General features: G+C 42.6%; 17 protein-coding genes. 6 read left to right on the top strand and 11 right to left on the bottom strand.

Going from position 1 to position 16,415, the window contains the following annotated elements; all coding sequences use genetic code 11:
• Positions 1-21: 21 nt before the first annotated feature.
• The 3 genes from B1A85_RS13470 to B1A85_RS13480 all read right to left on the bottom strand — a co-directional run bounded on the left by B1A85_RS13470 (position 22) and on the right by B1A85_RS13480 (position 2,885).
• The gene (locus B1A85_RS13470) at positions 22-660 is read right to left on the bottom strand and encodes a hypothetical protein (protein WP_104547426.1); all 639 of its coding nucleotides are present in this window, start codon (positions 658-660) and stop codon (positions 22-24) included.
• Positions 661-669: 9 nt separating this feature from the next.
• The gene (locus tag B1A85_RS13475) at positions 670-1,257 is read right to left on the bottom strand and encodes a RidA family protein (protein WP_104547427.1); all 588 of its coding nucleotides are present in this window, start codon (positions 1,255-1,257) and stop codon (positions 670-672) included.
• Between the two features lie 77 nt (positions 1,258-1,334).
• A complete protein-coding gene (locus B1A85_RS13480) occupies positions 1,335-2,885 on the bottom strand; it encodes a flavin monoamine oxidase family protein (protein WP_104547428.1) in 1,551 nt (516 codons plus the stop codon).
• Positions 2,886-3,725: 840 nt separating this feature from the next.
• On the opposite strand from B1A85_RS13480, the gene B1A85_RS25570 reads away from it, so the two are divergent.
• A complete protein-coding gene (locus B1A85_RS25570; protein ID WP_256387457.1) occupies positions 3,726-3,857 on the top strand; it encodes a hypothetical protein in 132 nt (43 codons plus the stop codon).
• 33 nt (positions 3,858-3,890) lie between these two features.
• Here B1A85_RS25570 and B1A85_RS13485 read toward each other — a convergent pair whose 3' ends face one another.
• From B1A85_RS13485 to alaS, 3 genes are all read right to left on the bottom strand, one after another.
• Positions 3,891-4,274 (bottom strand): PepSY domain-containing protein, encoded by a 384-nt coding sequence (locus B1A85_RS13485; protein ID WP_104547429.1) that lies wholly within the window; start codon positions 4,272-4,274, stop codon positions 3,891-3,893.
• A gap of 266 nt (positions 4,275-4,540) precedes the next feature.
• Positions 4,541-4,801 (bottom strand): hypothetical protein, encoded by a 261-nt coding sequence (locus B1A85_RS13490; protein ID WP_104547430.1) that lies wholly within the window; start codon positions 4,799-4,801, stop codon positions 4,541-4,543.
• 71 nt (positions 4,802-4,872) lie between these two features.
• Positions 4,873-7,512, bottom strand: coding sequence for an alanine--tRNA ligase (gene alaS / locus B1A85_RS13495; protein ID WP_104547431.1), 2,640 nt, complete (start codon positions 7,510-7,512; stop codon positions 4,873-4,875).
• Between the two features lie 257 nt (positions 7,513-7,769).
• On the opposite strand from alaS, the gene B1A85_RS13500 reads away from it, so the two are divergent.
• On the top strand, positions 7,770-7,979 hold the full coding sequence (locus B1A85_RS13500) for a heavy-metal-associated domain-containing protein (protein WP_104547432.1): 210 nt from the start codon (positions 7,770-7,772) through the stop codon (positions 7,977-7,979).
• A gap of 133 nt (positions 7,980-8,112) precedes the next feature.
• On the opposite strand, the gene infC is transcribed toward B1A85_RS13500, so the two are convergent.
• Complete coding sequence (gene infC / locus B1A85_RS13505; RefSeq protein WP_104547433.1) at positions 8,113-8,640, bottom strand: translation initiation factor IF-3; 528 nt, start codon at positions 8,638-8,640, stop codon at positions 8,113-8,115.
• A gap of 341 nt (positions 8,641-8,981) precedes the next feature.
• On the opposite strand from infC, the gene B1A85_RS13510 reads away from it, so the two are divergent.
• Positions 8,982-9,929, top strand: a complete 948-nt coding sequence (locus tag B1A85_RS13510) for an alpha/beta fold hydrolase (RefSeq protein WP_104547434.1) — start codon at positions 8,982-8,984, stop codon at positions 9,927-9,929.
• Between the two features lie 80 nt (positions 9,930-10,009).
• On the opposite strand, the gene B1A85_RS13515 is transcribed toward B1A85_RS13510, so the two are convergent.
• A complete protein-coding gene (locus B1A85_RS13515) occupies positions 10,010-10,357 on the bottom strand; it encodes a BON domain-containing protein (protein WP_104547435.1) in 348 nt (115 codons plus the stop codon).
• Positions 10,358-10,591: 234 nt separating this feature from the next.
• Here B1A85_RS13515 and B1A85_RS13520 point away from each other — a divergent pair, with 234 nt between their 5' ends.
• The 3 genes from B1A85_RS13520 to B1A85_RS13530 all read left to right on the top strand — a co-directional run bounded on the left by B1A85_RS13520 (position 10,592) and on the right by B1A85_RS13530 (position 13,766).
• Positions 10,592-11,326 (top strand): 2-phosphosulfolactate phosphatase family protein, encoded by a 735-nt coding sequence (locus B1A85_RS13520; RefSeq protein WP_104547436.1) that lies wholly within the window; start codon positions 10,592-10,594, stop codon positions 11,324-11,326.
• A 179-nt stretch (positions 11,327-11,505) separates the two neighbouring features.
• Positions 11,506-12,909, top strand: a complete 1,404-nt coding sequence (locus B1A85_RS13525) for a hypothetical protein (RefSeq protein WP_104547437.1) — start codon at positions 11,506-11,508, stop codon at positions 12,907-12,909.
• 416 nt (positions 12,910-13,325) lie between these two features.
• Positions 13,326-13,766, top strand: a complete 441-nt coding sequence (locus tag B1A85_RS13530; RefSeq protein ID WP_104547438.1) for a response regulator — start codon at positions 13,326-13,328, stop codon at positions 13,764-13,766.
• On the opposite strand, the gene B1A85_RS13535 is transcribed toward B1A85_RS13530, so the two are convergent.
• The 3 genes from B1A85_RS13535 to B1A85_RS13545 all read right to left on the bottom strand — a co-directional run bounded on the left by B1A85_RS13535 (position 13,714) and on the right by B1A85_RS13545 (position 16,306).
• Positions 13,714-14,139 carry a DUF2294 domain-containing protein gene (locus B1A85_RS13535; protein ID WP_104547439.1) on the bottom strand — a complete coding sequence of 142 codons (426 nt, stop codon included), beginning with the start codon at positions 14,137-14,139 and terminating at the stop codon, positions 13,714-13,716. The genes B1A85_RS13530 and B1A85_RS13535 overlap by 53 nt on opposite strands.
• Before the next feature lie 286 nt (positions 14,140-14,425).
• Positions 14,426-15,202 carry an alpha/beta fold hydrolase gene (locus tag B1A85_RS13540; RefSeq protein WP_104547440.1) on the bottom strand — a complete coding sequence of 259 codons (777 nt, stop codon included), beginning with the start codon at positions 15,200-15,202 and terminating at the stop codon, positions 14,426-14,428.
• Between the two features lie 21 nt (positions 15,203-15,223).
• A complete protein-coding gene (locus tag B1A85_RS13545) occupies positions 15,224-16,306 on the bottom strand; it encodes a potassium channel family protein (RefSeq protein WP_104547441.1) in 1,083 nt (360 codons plus the stop codon).
• Between the last annotated feature and the right edge of the window lie 109 nt (positions 16,307-16,415).

Genomic DNA, 16,415 nt, shown 5'->3' on the forward strand with positions numbered 1-16,415 from the left:
TTTCTTCCTCACACTAGCTAGCTACCGATATCCTGGCTCGCTTTCTTCAGGGCTAGCACCTCCTAGGGGAGTATTTGGCATCGTTGGATTAATCTGTGGAATAGGATTTATTGGTGATGGGGGCGGTTGCTGGATTGAACCATCAATAGATGTAGGATTTGGAATTTGTTGTTGAATTGACGTGGGAATGCTGGGAGGTAAAGTAGATTGTTGAATTGAGCTATCGCCAGATGTAGGATTGGAAACTGACTCGCTTGTTTGGCTAGGGAAAGCCGAAATTGGACTTGGGTTTGGTTCTTCCGGTTTGTAAAAGCCTAGTAATACCGCAGATGTCCGAAAGTACCGCGTCCATTGCTGAATTCCTGGTTGCTTTTGCCAATCAGCACGCGTGACTTTAGAAGACAGCAGCGGTACTTGCTGTCCGTGACGTTCGCCTAAGATATTCACCGCAACTTCAGTGACATTATCTTCTGCAAATCCTTGCTCAACAAGAGTCGCTGCCATAGCCTCCGCCTCTTGCATTAATGTTGTAAAAGTTTGATTTGGTTGAGATCTAAGCGTATATTCAATTCTTTTCATTTCTGCTACTGCTGGAGCAGCAAGTAGACTCCAGCAACAAATAGCAGATGCACCGAGAATTGTCCATTGATGTAAGTCCATCGCTCTTATTTAATGGAATAGTAAATACCAGGGAAATGATTTACCAAATTTTGGATAAACTGCCACCGCTTCAATTTCAATCAACCAATCTGGATTAACAAGTCCTGCAACTGCAAGCGTTGAGCGCGCGACTTTTACAGGATTTGTTGGATTGTTAAAGAATTGCGCGTAAGCATCGAACCAACCTTGGTAATCGACGATGTTATTTTTGAATGGATCGGCGACAAGATAAACGCGAAGATAGATCACGTCCGACAAACTTAAACCAGATTCTTGTAGCAGTGACTGAATGCGTTCTAAAGTACCAATTGCTTGCGTTTTGGTATCTCCATAACGCTCGCGACTGCCCGCTGGTGCGTTGGGATCTATCACAGGTGGTACTGTACCACTTGTCCAGTAATAAGCCTTAATTGGGGGTACGGCAACAGCCGAAGAAATGGGCGACTCAGGGGGACCAAAAAATGTTACCATCCAGGGTGCCGTTTTTGCGGCTGCTTGGACATCAACACCAAGAAGACTTATTAAAAGTATGCTTACACAAACACTCAGAATTAACCAGCGTCCTAGTTTAAAAACTCGGCTAAAAAATCTCGTCATTGCTCTTATTTCCTTGTAATTACTAATGCTTGCGCATAAAGTTAAGAAGTGTTTTTATCAACTTTTCTTGACATAACTTATGCCAAGGCGTTGATTTTGGCGGTGACTAAACGCGCTGATTCTAAAGCTCCCGCCATCCATCCAGTAAGATAGCTGAGGTGTTCTCCGGCTAAGTAAATATTGCCGTCTGGTTCATTGAGTCGGGGATAGTATTGTGCCCTAACGTCAGTGGTATAGCTTGCCCATCCACCTAAGCTATAGGGAATGTTCGACCAGAAAAGGGCAAGACCGTTTTCAAAGTGATTTTTATACTGGGGATGAATTTTACTGCCTTGTTCGAGGGCGAGTGCAACTCGTGCTGTGGGTGATAAGGCACCTACAGTAGCAGCAACAGAACCAAAGTTGTAATACCCCAACATCACGCCTTTACGAGAAAGATAATCATTCGAGGGATACCAAATTTGATTAATATCTTGGTTAGTCCAACTGATTCCACCAAAGATATTTTCGTCTTCTTCCCAGAAACGGCGATTGAATTGCAAACCACACTTACCAGTCACGGCATAACTGACGCTGGCGATCGCAGCTTTCATGTCTGGAGAAAAGTCGGAAGGAATATCCTTCAACACCGATAAAGGAATCGTACAGATACAATAATCTCCGCGTATGCGGCGCTGGCTTCCTGATTTATCGGTATAGACAATTCCCACGCCATCAGATAATTTGCGAATTTCTTTGACAACCGCCTCGTAATTGATTGAGTTACCGACACGGCGTTCAAAAGCTTTGGCAATTTGATCCATTCCACCCACAGGTTGGAACATCGTCATTTGTTGGTCGAAGCCCCATTCAAATACTTCGTTACCAGCAAAACCAAGTTGCAGTAGTGCACTTAAATCATAAGGATCGTCAACTTCGCCTGGTTGCAAGCCTGCACCTTGTGGTACTGCATACCCGCGACGGCTTGACCCTTTATAAAATAAATCAGGATCGAGACCGCCATACGTCCGTAAAAACTCAATTAACCTTTCTTTATCCTCAGTTGTCAGAGATGCATTCAGCGCGTTCTGATTGAGACTTTTGGCAAGAAGTTCGGAGATATAGCCGCGCATATCGGTGACGGCTTCGCGCACGTGAACTTTTTTTTCTGACAAAGGACCTGCGTTTTCTTGGTAGATGTATTGCTGGCGACTTAGGTTAACAATAACTTCTAACTCAACACCAAGTTCTTTGCAGTAGTCGATCGTCACGTGATGGTAGGGAATCCGCGCAGGACCTGGATTGAAATACAAACCGCGATCGAACTGTATTGTTTGGGTTGTACCAGTGATTTCGGTGAGTTTGTCACCGCCACGCAACGTCCAACATCTACCACCCGCACGCGATCGCGCTTCTAAAATGACACATTCATAACCTACTTTGCCCAACTCATAAGCCGCAGCCATTCCTGCTAAACCCGCACCGAGAATGATTACGCGCTTGCGATTTCCTCGGCGCTGTAGCTGAAATGGTTCTTTTAGCGTTGGTTGTGCTGTGGCTGGCTGTTCTAGCAAATCTAAAGCTTTCATCGCAGCATATGCTGAACCCGCAGACGCAGCAACGGCTGTTATGAAGTCTCTTCGCTTCATAGCTGCTCCTCACTATTTTCTTGCAGCGGATGCCTAGAGGCGTTCTCCGCTAGGAATCTTTGTTATGCAGCAAATATGCTGCGCTTGACTTGATATGACAAGACAATATATGTAGCACTTATAAAAAAGTGTCTTTTATTTAACAGTTTCTCGACAAAGATTGCTAATTCATAACAAAAAAATGTAACAGTTTCTTACTAAAAATATAGTTTTTCTACTTCACTTTCGAAACTTTAAAAATGTTATCTTTGTAACAGTTTATAAGGATAGAAAACTGATTTTATGAAATGTTTACTTTTTGTTTATTTAAAAAGAGTAGCTGCTCGAACGCATAGTTTTTACTAAAAATCTACTATTATAAATATATTTTTATGTACTAGTAGAAATTAATTATTTTAAGTAAATAAAAATAAACTTTAGAAGATTTATGAGAACGAACCACAGAAGAGATAGTCGCATGTGGAGGTGTTTTCCATTGAGACAACTGGCGTGAAAGTGGCTTAACGCAGGGGAAAAGAAATGAAGAGAGATTGTTAGTTTAGAAGGTGTCTCCTGCATGAAAAGAATTGCGAATAAATTCGCCACTAAATAAACATAGACGCGCGGCGGCTTCGCGCAGGATAGTCCACCTTTGTAGACTTATACCGTTTCGCTTTAAAGTTTAGACAAGCAGAGGAGCAAAGGAAAAATTAATTGTATTTCTTATTCAGAGAAATGATATTACTGATAAAAATCTTGTTTGAGTGTCCGAAGGCACACTTTGCCTCAATAGCTCCGAAGAAAGTTGGAGGCATCTGTAATTCATGCTGTTGTATTCTAGTCTGCCGTAATCTAAATATAATGACTCAATTAATAAGTGCTATCGGACGGGCGATACAACCACCACTAATCAAGCCTGTTAATACAGCAACAGCTACACTTACCCAAGAAGCCCACAGTAGTAATCAAATTAGGTTCATCGGTTATTGGTAACGGGTAATTGGTAACAATAATGTCAACCTTCGTTCATTCGTAGCTATCAGGAATTTGAATACTGCTGCGCGGGCGAAAAGAATCTTCGTCATTTGCGTTGTTTTCACGCTCTAGATTTGTATTCTCTGAGTAGAGGACAAAACCATTACCTGCATCGACAATAACTCTTGTATCGCCAACAAGGACTTCATAGACTAAGCCACCGTTTCTATTTGCAAGTGTCACGCTGCTAGCTGTACCACCTATTGCTGATTCTGCAGTTCTTCTAGCTTGTGCTTCTGAGATTTTGGCAAGCGATCGCCATCTTCCAGCTTGAGCTAGTTGGATGTGACTTTGAGATAGTGCAACAGAAGTACCGACACCTAATCCACCTACACTCAAGGCGGTGAGTAAAGTTATCGCGAGTAAATTTCTCATGGTCTAGGATGGTTGTTTAAATGAACTAGTCCCTAAACAATGAATCTGCTTCGATCGACTTCCAAATGACTTTTAGCTAACATAGCAGGCTTTGACGTATATCAGCAATTATGAGCAGTATCCTTTAAGACCTGGAAAATGTTTTGAGAACTGTTGCAGGAACACGCGTACGTAAAGGTGACGGTTATGCGACACTTGACACATTAATCGAGTCCACCTGTGTGGACTTAGTTTGTCAAGCTGCGAATTCATACGCAAAGCTTTCATCAAGCGTGTAAATTTGCTTGTTCTTGCAACCAAGGATCGACAGGTTGTCCGTCTTTACGCCGCAATTCGATTTCAATCGCGATGACTTCTTGCGAACCTGGGGGTGCAGGTTTTTGGTGGAAAATAATGTCGTAGTCAGAGGGATTTTGATTGCGTTCTTTCAACCAGTCTTGTACTTTTGTGGTAGCAAAAAATGATTGCCCTTGCTCGAACATTCGGGTAATCTGCATTTGTAGCGAATATGGATTTAAGCGTCCCATTTTTTCCTCTGTCTTTATAGTAAATGGTCATGGGTAATGGGTAATACGAGCTATACCCACCCTCAAAACATTTATTTACTCAAAACTAAACGCAGTTGTTCGCGGGCGCTTTCTAAAGCTTCGGGGAGTTTACTCGGATCGCGTCCTCCAGCTTGGGCGAGGTTTGGACGTCCACCACCGCCACCACCGCAGATTTTGGCGATTCCTCCAATGAATTTCCCTGCTTGCAAGCCTTTATTGTTTACCTGCTTACTGAATGCAGCAACTAAACTGACTTTTCCGGCTTCGGGAATTGAACCTAAAACCACTGCACCGTTACTGAGTTTCTGTGACAGCCGTTCAGCAGCCGTTTTCAGCGCTTCAGGATCGACTCCTTCAAGTTGCGCAACTAAAATTTGATAGTCGCCTACCGTTTCAGCTGACGATAGCAATGTGTCGGATTTGGCGATCGCCAGTTCCGCTTTGAGGCTTTCGAGTTGTTTTTGCGCGTTCTTGAGTTCGTTTTGTAATGCAGTGATGCGATCGCTGAGTTCTTCGGGTTTGGCTTTAAAGCGATCGCTCAGTTCGCGGACGACTTTATCGCGGACATTCAAGTAATCCAATACAGCTGAACCTGCTACTGCTTCGATGCGGCGTACTCCAGACGCAACGCCTGATTCTGAAATAATTTTAAATACGCCAATTTCGGCAGTGTTACTAACGTGCGTTCCACCACATAATTCCATCGACACGCCAGGAAAATCTAAAACGCGGACTTGTTCGCCGTATTTCTCCCCAAACATGGCGATCGCACCCTTGGCTTTGGCTTCAGCTAATGGCATAATTGCCACCTCAGCTGGTACTGCCCAAGCAATCCAATCATTTACTTGTTCTTCGACTTTTTGTACTTCTTCTGGTGTAAGCGCTCGCGGACAGTTAAAATCGAACCGCAGGCGATCGAACGCTACCAACGAACCAGCTTGCGAAATCGAGTCATCAACGATTTTCTTTAATGCGGCTTGCAACAAATGCGTTGCGGTATGATGTGCTTGCACGCGACGGCGACACGCACTATCGATTTGCGCGTTTATTTTATCGCCGACACGCAGTTTCCCTCGCACAACGCGCCCGATGTGAAGATAAAAGTCAGACTCGCGCTGTACATCTGCAACTTCTACTAAGGTATCGTCGCTACTAATATAACCGCGATCGCCGATTTGTCCTCCTGATTCTGCATAAAATGGCGTTGTATCTAGAACCACTTGAACATCACTGCCAGCTTCTGCGGATTCTACCGGTTCCCCGTTAATTAAAATCGCTTCGACAACTGCTGAACTAGAAAATTGTGTATAACCGACAAACTCAGTCACTTTAATTTCTTCTGCAAGTTTGTCGAGCGAACCTTGAACGGTTAAATCAATCGTTTCGTGCGCTTCTTGCGATCGCGTTTGTTGTTCGCTCATTGCGGCTGTGTAACCAGCTTCATCGACGGTGAGATTGTGTTCTGCGGCAATTTCTTGCGTGAGTTCGAGCGGAAAGCCATAAGTATCGTATAAAGTAAATGCATCGCGCCCGTCAATTTGCGTTTTTCCTTGCTGCTTGACTTTTTCGATGATTTCTGATAGCAAATCTTCACCGCGTGCCAGTGTCTTCAAAAACCGCGATTCTTCACGTTGCAATTCGGCTTTGATTGCATCTTCTTGCTGACGAACTTCCGGATAAGCGGATTCGGCAAGCGCGATCGCTGTTTCTGCAACTTGCGTTATAAATTCGCCTTCGATACCAATTAATCTTCCGTGACGCACAATCCGGCGAATCAAGCGCCGCAGAACGTAACCGCGTCCGACATTAGAAGCATGAATCTCATCGGCAATCATATGCACAACTGCCCGCACGTGATCGCCAATCACCTTAAGCGATACTTGAGTTGCTTCATCGCTTTGAGCATAATTAATTCCGGCAATTTCTGCGGCGGTTTTGATGATGGGAAAAATTAAATCGGTTTCGTAGTTGTTTGGAACGGCTTGCAAAATCTGCGCCATGCGCTCCAAACCCATTCCGGTGTCAATATTTTTGCTTTGTAGCGGTGTCAAATGACCTTCGGCATCGCGGTTATATTGCATGAACACCAAGTTATAAAACTCGATAAACCGCGTGTCATCTTCTAAATCAATATCATCTCCGCGTTCTGGGTGAAAATCGTAGTATATTTCCGAACACGGACCGCACGGTCCTGTAGGACCTGATGCCCAGAAGTTATCCTCTTCACCCATGCGTTTGATACGAGTCTCCGGAACGCCAATTTTGTCGCGCCAAATTGCATAAGCTTCGTCGTCTTCTTCAAACACGCTAACGACGAGACGTTCAGCAGGTAAGCCAAATACTTCGGTAGAAATTTCCCAACCCCAGGCGATCGCTTGTTCTTTAAAGTAGTCGCCAAAGCTAAAATTCCCTAGCATCTCAAAGAAAGTATGATGCCGTTTGGTGCGTCCGACATTTTCGATATCATTAGTGCGGATGCACTTTTGCGACGTTGTAGCGCGTTTAAATTCGGGCAATCGCTGTCCGAGGAAAATCGGTTTAAATGGTAGCATTCCCGCGATCGTCAGCAGCACGGTGGGGTCTTCAGGTACTAAGGAAGCACTAGGCAAAACAGTGTGTCCTCGTTGTGCGTAAAAATCAAGGAATTTTTGCCGAATTTCGTTACCGCTGAGATACTGGGGAGAAAACATGGTTTAACTAGGGGCTAAAGACTAAAAGCTGAGGTTGATTTAACTTAATTTTTATATATTTTTGCATTTTGGTTGTTGTTGTAGCCACTCATGCCGATGAATAGCGATTAACAATTCAGTTGACGATCTAACTCTGACCCTCGATCTCCGAGCTCTGCTATATTGCAAATAATCTAGCTAAGGGTTCATGAACTAAGCGTGTTAAAAACAATAGAATTAAATTCAGAAACTCTAAATTTGGGTAAATTCGTTCACTTATGGCTTTGAAACTCAACGTTCCAAGTATTGTCTGTGATGGTTGTGCGCAAACGATTACCGAATCAATCAAGACAATGGAACCCGATGCACAAATCAATGTCGACGTGCAAGCAAAAACTGTGACAGTAGAATCTAAAGCTTCCGAAGAAACGATCAAACAAGCGATCGTTGCTGTGGGTCACACTGTTGAAGGTTATCAAGCAGGTTAAGATGATTGATGGGTAACTGCAGCTGGCGCACAACTGATTCCCATCTTTACATACAAAGAAGCAAAAAGTGATGAGTGGCTTGATCTTCACTCATCACCTCTTAAGTATCTATCAAAATTAAGCTTAATCTTTACTACTTCTTCGGTGCTATCAGCATCATCATATTTTTGCCTTCTTTTTTCGGCGCTTGCTGAACCTCTCCCACTTGCTCTAAGTCTGTAGCCATTCGTTTGAGGAGTGTTTCAGCTAGGTCACTGTGTTGAATTTCGCGACCTCGAAACATCACGGTTGCTTTTACCTTATCCCCCTCTTTGAGGAACCGTTGCGCTTGGTTAACACGAACTTGGTAGTCGTGCTCTTCAATTTTGTAGCGCATTTTCACTTCTTTGACGTCAGCCGTGTGCTGCTTCTTACGAGCTTCTCGCGCTTTTTTCTCTTGTTCGAATTTGTACTTGCCGTAGTCCATGATCCGGCAAACAGGAGGATCGGCTTTGTCACTGAGAAGAACGAGATCGAGTTCTTTTTCTTCGGCTATCTGCAAAGCTTCGCGTGGCGAAAGCAGCCCAAGTTGTGCGCCATCGGTGTCAATGACCCGAATTTTAGGAAAGCGAATTTGTTCGTTAGTTAAGGTAAGATCGCGATTTTTTCTTTTGTCAATCACAGGCGTTAATTATCAAGAGCAACTGTTTGGGAAAATCAGCCTTTACTTCTCGCTTAAATGATTTAGAGAATCATGCAGTGAGCATACTTTTGTTAAAGTCTACCTAAACCTTGCAAAAAAGTAGTACTGAGTGTCATTAATCTTTAGCAAACAGAAGACTATGCTTGTACACAAACATCACTTTAGCAAATTTTTGCGTAGAATAGGGGTAGGGTAAATCCTACTTTTTTGGACGGGCAGTGACATTATTTAAAATAAACGCAATATTTGCTAGCGTTTTACAATATTTTAAATAAAATATTAAGAGAGATATTGTAAACTTATTTTAATTAAGGCTAAGTGTGATCGAATCTGAGCGCTGGCAGCAGAGAATTGGTAGTCAAAGAGATTGGGTATGGCGGGGGTGGCAAACGCGATATACTTATATCCGTGCAAAAAAAACACTGCCTGAAACAAAACCACTCGTTTTACTGCATGGCTTTGGTACTTCGATTGGGCATTGGAGACAAAATTTAGATGTATTGAGTGAGTCGCATGCAGTTTATGCGCTCGATATGCTTGGCTTTGGTGCTTCTGAGAAAGCTGCAGTGAATTATGGCGTGGCGCTTTGGGTTGAGCAGGTTTACGAATTTTGGCAGACGTTTATTCGTCATCCGGTCATTCTAGTAGGAAATTCGATTGGTTCCCTAGTATCGCTTGCAGCAGCGGCAAAGTATCCAGAGATGGTGCAAGGAGTCGTGATGTTGAGTTTACCAGATCCCTCATTAGAAGAAGAAATGATTCCTGCTGCTGTCCGCCCTGTGGTTCAAACAATCAAATCATTAGTCGCTTCTCCACCAGTGCTGAAAACAGTATTTCGCTTAGTGAACCGCCCGTCGGTTGTGCGCAAGTGGGCGTCGATTGCTTATGCTAACCCCGCAGCAGTGACGGATGAGTTGGTAGACATTTTATTAGGTCCAGCCCAAGACCGAGGTTCTGCTCAAGCATTTTATGCAACTATCAAAGCGATATCTAGCGCTAATGGCATTAGCGTGAAAAACTTACTACCCGCTGTAAACGTTCCCATGTTATTAATTTGGGGACAGCAAGACCGTATGGTTCCCCCAAAATTAGCACAAAAATTTTTAACGTATAATCCTAACATGCAGCTACTACAGTTAGAAAATGCAGGACACTGCCCTCACGATGAATGTCCTGACGAAGTCAACCAAGCCATCTTGAATTGGATAAATAGTTTTTTGGGAAAACCAAAAGACTCAGTGAGTCCCTTGGCGGCGATCGCACCTTAGTGAGAGAAATACAAACAGTACAAATTAACTCTCTACCATGATGTGTAGAGAGCTATTTTGTATTTACCTATGAAAAAACTTTAACCAATTGTAACTTGATTGGTTTCTACAGATGTTGCGCCATGAACCCCGCGAGCAATAGACACCATTTTATTAAGAATTTGTTGATTTGGAACTCTACCTTTTAGAACAACTGTGCTACCTGTTTGTGCAACGTATAAAGTATCAATATCATCAAGCGTTGGATCTTGATCGAATGCTAAAGCAACTCGCTTTGCTAATCCACTTTGATCGTACTCGCCATTTAATCCCAAGCGTTCAGGCGGAATTTGCTGTGTCGAACCTCTCGTTTGAGCTTGTGGTTGTGTACTGAAGGACGGTGCATTTTTGGGTCTATCAAGTCCAAAAAGTCTTTTTAACCAACTCATAAGTTTTGTCTGACTAACTATTCTACAGAATTCGATTAAACCAATTTTATGACTAGGCGTCATCTACCTGCGAAAAGATCTTATAGTAAGTATTGAGTTGTCCAGCGGATATATGTTTGTAAACAAACAAAGTCAAAATATTGCTGAAAAAATTATAAATTTTAGGTGTCAGAACAGTCATGCAATTTGGTAAGATGACCAAAGTTTTAATTTAATTGCAGTTACACTTAGGTTGTGAAATTATTCATTTACCACACTCCAGAACTAACCCCAGAAGATAAAGTACCCGACTGCGCGATCGCGGTCGATGTGCTACGCGCTACAACGACAATTGCTACGGTGTTAGCGGCTGGAGCCGAAGCAGTGCAAGTGTTCAGCGATTTAGATCAGTTGATTCAGGTAAGTGAAGCTTGGTCAACAGAAAAACGACTGCGGGCGGGAGAACGTGGTGGAGCTAAAGTTGTGGGTTTTGATATGGGAAACTCACCGCTTGATTGTACGCCAGAGCGCGTTCAAGGACGAAGACTATTTATCAGTACAACGAATGGCACGCGCGCGCTACAGCGCGTCCAAAACGCAGCAATTGTTACAGCAGGGGCGTTCGTCAACCGCGCGTCAGTTGTTAAGTATGTGATCGCGCAGCAACCAGAAACAGTATGGATTGTAGGATCGGGTTGGGAAGGAAGCTTTTCGCTCGAAGATACCGCGTGTGCGGGCGCGATCGCGCATAGTATTTGGCAACAAACAAATTTACCTTTAGAAGAATTAGCCGGTAACGATGAAGTGATGGGAGCGATCGCACTTTACGCCGAGTGGCAAAATAATCTCTTAGAGTTATTCCACCACGCCAGTCACGGCAAGCGATTATTACGTCTTGACTGTCACGAAGATCTCAAATACTGCGCTCAAATGGATATCGTTGATGTATTGCCTTTACAAACCGAACCTGGAGTCTTAAAAAAAGTGTAATGCGCGATCGCGTTACAATACTAGTCTTTCCCAAAATTTATTTTTACTAATTTGTGTCGCAAGACTGAGGTGCACAAAATATTGGGTGAATAATGTTGTGGCTAAATTAGAGACACACGCAAGCTGAGGTATCTCACTCATCATCAAAAACTTGCTCGTACTCGCGCGCCCTGCCAATAATGCCAAAACTTAAACCGTATTTCGAGCGACGCTATCCTTGGCGAGAACGTGGCATTGCAATTCTCGCTTTGATTAATTTAATATTAGTGCTGTTTGACGCAACGTACTTGTATAGTCGCGACTTCTACTTGCAAACAATGCCAAGCATTACGCGGCTATACGATCCAGTTAAAGGCATTCAACCGCATCCTGAAACCGAAAGTTATCTTGCACAAGTTGCAGCCCTAGAAGCACAAGTTGCGCTGACTGGATTGCAATCGCCCCAAACCGCGCGCGAACTTGCACGAATGCGCGCGCTGAGTCAAATGCTCATTGAAGATAATCCTTTTGCTGCAGCTGATAAAAGCAGTCAATTTGAAACAATCAAGCAACGCCTGCGAGTACGCACAGGGGAAACTTTTGCTAGAGACGCGTTTGCAAGATTTTGGAGTCAATCGTATCTAACGCAAGCAGGTTGGCAACAAGAAATGGAGTTTTGGCAGGCGCGCATTCGCCCGCTGATGCGTACTAATTACTACCGCAGTGTCAACCGTCTAGATACACCCACAAACCACTTTTGGCTGCTTGATTTACCATTTGTCGTTATTTTTGCTCTCGATTTATGGGCACGAGTGACGCGAATTCGCCGCCGTTATCCTTACTTAAGTTGGCTAGAAGCTATTTTACGGCGTTGGTATGACGTGTTTCTACTTTTACCGTTTTGGCGACTGTTGCGGATACTGCCTGTCTCTGTACGTCTTTATCATACTGGTTTATTAAATCTCGATCCTTTACGCGCCGAAGCCCAACGGGATTTTGTCATCAGCTTCGCAGCAGAACTTACCGAAATGGCAGGTATTCAAATTGTCGAGCAGATGCAAAATTCGATTCGTAACGGTGATGTGTTTCGCTGGTTGCTACACCCAGAGTTACGTAAACCTTACGTACAAGTGAATAATGTGAATGAAGTCAGTGCGATCGCCTCACGCTTGTTTCGCATCGGCGTTTACGATGTACTTCCCAAAGTGCAGCCTGACATCGAAGATTTGATTCATCACAGCCTTATGGGTACGTTGCATCAACTCCCAGGAAATCGCCTATTACGACACATCCCAGGTTTACGTCACGCAGGTAAAAACCAAACGCGAAAGCTTGCCAAAGCAATATTTAACGTAACATACAATAATCTCACGAACTCGATGCAAGACCCCGTAGGAGCTGAACTTACAGCCCGCTTGGGAAGAAACCTACGCGACGCGTTAGAAAACGAATTGCAAAAAAAACACAATGTTCAAGAAATTCAATCTTTATTAATTGATATGTTAGAAGAAATCAAAATAAATTATGTCAAAGGTATTACTGAAGCGGGTAGCGAACAATTATTAGAAAAAGCTGAACAGCTACATAAACGGATACGGCATTAGTTAGTTAAGGGAGCTAACACACTTAACTTTAAGGTTATTTATCAACAAATATTGATTGGTAGGTAAAAGAACTATTTGTTTACCAATCAATATATTAGCTATTCAACATATAGCCAAACGCGTACAGAATATACTGTAGCCTTCGCAACAAAAATTAATAGCATATAGTTAAATAATTCTAAAGTTATCGTATTTATAGCGAAAACCGGATATTTTATAACGTGTACCCAAAATTAAACTTGTTCACTTGTGGTTTTCTTGAAGTTTGCAAAAAACAGCAACTGAACTAAGTTAATCGAGCCAATCTCAAACGTAGCGATTACGTGCTTGGGAGTGCCTTGTTCTTGCTAAGGTATCGCTGAACTTCTTACATGATTCAAGCGCTTAGCTGGTATGTGTAGAGGAACCCAACGACAATGCTTACTGTGGACTTAGAACGCTTTTCACCGGAAAACTATTTCTTTCCCATAGCAGGAAATTCACTTGCTTTAGTCGTTGATAGCGATTTAGATAGTTTAACGCTAACAACAGAGATTGTTAAGTTTTGTGGGTGTTGCGTGCTGACTGCTACCACAAGTCAAAATGCTCTACAGCTGGCGATTGCTCACCAACCAGCACTTATATTGTTAGAGCTAATGCTACCAGAAGTAGATGGCATTACTTTAACAATGCAACTCCGACAGAGTATGTCATGTCCGATTATTGCGGTTACAAGTTTACCGAGATTTTTATTTCAAGCAAAAGCTTTAGCTGCTGGATGTAATGATTTTATTGAAAAGCCTGTAGTTGTTGAAACGTTAGAAACTACAATTTTTCGCTTTTTAAACATTTCTTCTTCCGCTTCGCTTTGGGAATAGATTCCAAATCTCGTACCGAGGGTAAGCCAGATAAAATGACAATTATTCCTGAAATACTGCTATTTAAATCAGTAGCTGTAAGGATTGTATTAACTGCAACGCCTGTCACTTCTTCTATCATTTGAATTAACTTTGGCTTGATTGCTGCATCGATATGCGATCGCACTTCTTGTGCTAACTCTTGGCGTTGTGTTGCTAATAAGAATTTTTCTGAAAGCGTGACAGATTTTTCCAGAACAATTGCTAATTTGTCATCGAAAAACTGACAAATAACTTGTTCAGGACGTTGTCCTATTTCAGCTAGATATAATGCTTGAATTCGCTGTTTTAAAGTCCGTTCTATTTGCCCGCGCGTAGGTTTTTGCGTACTCATGTATCGTAGTGATGCCAAGCCAAAAGTGATAGCACTAGAGTGGATTGAAAATTAGTTTGTATAAGGTATATCTTCCTCGATTGACGCAAGGTCAATTATACAACTATTTAGCCAACTTTTTATAACGATAAAGTGCCAAAAAGTATGCTTTCCTCTACCTAAAGCGTAGAATTAATTTTGAACTAGAAAAATATCTTTGTACATAAAGGAATATATCTCTAGTTGTATGTAGTCAGGTGTTAATAAAAACAGAATTTGACTGTACAAAATAAGTATAAATTCAAGATTAAAGTGAACGCTCAACCTCGTGAAGGAAATTGAACGCGAAATCGACGCACTTTTGTTCGTGGTAAAAAATCCACTCATGATATTCATCTTCTAGAATAATTAACTGAGCGCGAGGGATTCCTTGATAAAATTCATAGGCAAACTTAACAGGAACAAATAAATCGCGATCGCCCCAAATTACTAAAGTCGGACATTTGACTTTTGGTAGCAATGGTCGTAAGTCTTTTTCTAAAGCTATCCAGCTAGCTTGGATCATATTTTGAGGTTTAAATATCCAGTTAGCAATCAAGGCTTTTATAAACAGCATCATTGGTTCAATCTTAAATCTGCCGAGCTGTGCGGGAAAATCTATCAATCGCCGTAGCGCGACTTCAGGTAAAGAACCTAAAGGAATTCCAGTACTATCAATGAGCACAAGACTTTTAACAAGCGAGGAATCTGTCGCTGCTAAAGCAATTCCAACAGCACCTCCACCAGAGTGTCCTACTACATGAACTTGTCGTAAGTTTAAAGCTGCTAAAAAAGCTATTAGGCACTCTACATATCCGTTATAGTCAGCAACAGAATTTGGTAAAGAAGTTTTCCCAAAGCCTGGTAAATCTGGCGCAATAACGCGATATTTTTGTGATAAAAGTTGTAAAGTTGTTTGATAAGGCTCGGCTGCAATTGTCCAACCATGTAAAAATAAGATCGTTTCAGAATTAGAATCTCCTCCTTCTAAATAAACCGTTTGATAGTTGTTTAATTTAATTGGTTTTTCTTGGAGTTGAGACATTCAGTTTGCTCCTCTAAGCAATCATCCAAAATCAGGAGGTGCGATCGCACTCCACTCGTATTCCAAATAGCTTGCTAGCGCAACTATACCAGGGTTCCACTGACGACGTAGCGCCACATATAGATCTGCACCAGCCTCTACATCAGACGTTGTGGCAATTCCCTGTGCAGCCAAGTGGGCAATTGCCTTGTAATAGCGCGATCGCCACATTTGTTCGGATTGCATCCTTAAGCGCGTAGCATTAACTGGAAGAAACAACTCAAACAACTCAGCTAAAAATTGCATTCCACTTTCTTCTAGATTTTTGACTGCTGCTGAAGCAATCAACGAGTGATGGCTATGTTCGTCAAGCGCGCTTTTAATCAGCGTTACTGTATCCATTGCAACAAAAATAACTCGTGCTAACGCATAGTAATTTTCCTGCAAGCGGAAATAACCTAACGCTGGATGGGAATGATTAGACTCCAGTAAGTTCAACAAGTTTTGAGCTATGTCCGTAAGATCTTGGCGAGTACTACTATCAAAGCTTCCACTCGAACCCATGCGTGCAAGCATCACTGCAGCGTCTGCGGTTCTTCCCGTACGATGATGAAGACTCAAGGCAAAAATATTGCGTTGCATCAGCTGGCTATACACTGACTGTAAGAAAGTCAAATTAATTGTCAACACAGAAAAGCCAAGCATCGATTCAAGGATCATTAGCAAACGATAAGTACTTGTTCGAGGTGTAATATCGCCAGTTCCCAATGTGACGAGTGAGTAGCCGCTATAGTAAATTGCTGTCGCAAAATCTGTCGGAGTCGCTTTGCCTTCCATTTGAATTTCATTACCTAGTGCAGGCCAATAAATTGAAGCAAACCCTAAAATAAGTAAAAAGATCCACACAGCAATTGTGACAACCAGCAGCGTGGGTCCCATGTACGAGAGAATGCGATCGCGCTGGCGTATAAATCTAGCGCCGAAGCAAAAAACTTGCCACAATCCGCGCGCTAGCAGCACGCTAAGAATACCCCTTTCACCTCTGGGGTACAAAACAGTCATGTAAATATCTGCAAGTGCTAAAACGACTAATCCTGTTCCTAAAATTTGTGATAGCCAGCCCATGCGCGTTCAATCCTCACCTCATCTTAAGTGAGGTTACATTGCTTTTCTCATAACATGATCGCAGTCAGGAATTTCATCAGAAATCGCGGTTACTACACTCGCACAACTC

Origin of the sequence: Chroococcidiopsis sp. TS-821 (assembly GCF_002939305.1) — a bacterium.
Lineage (GTDB): Bacteria > Cyanobacteriota > Cyanobacteriia > Cyanobacteriales > Chroococcidiopsidaceae > Chroogloeocystis.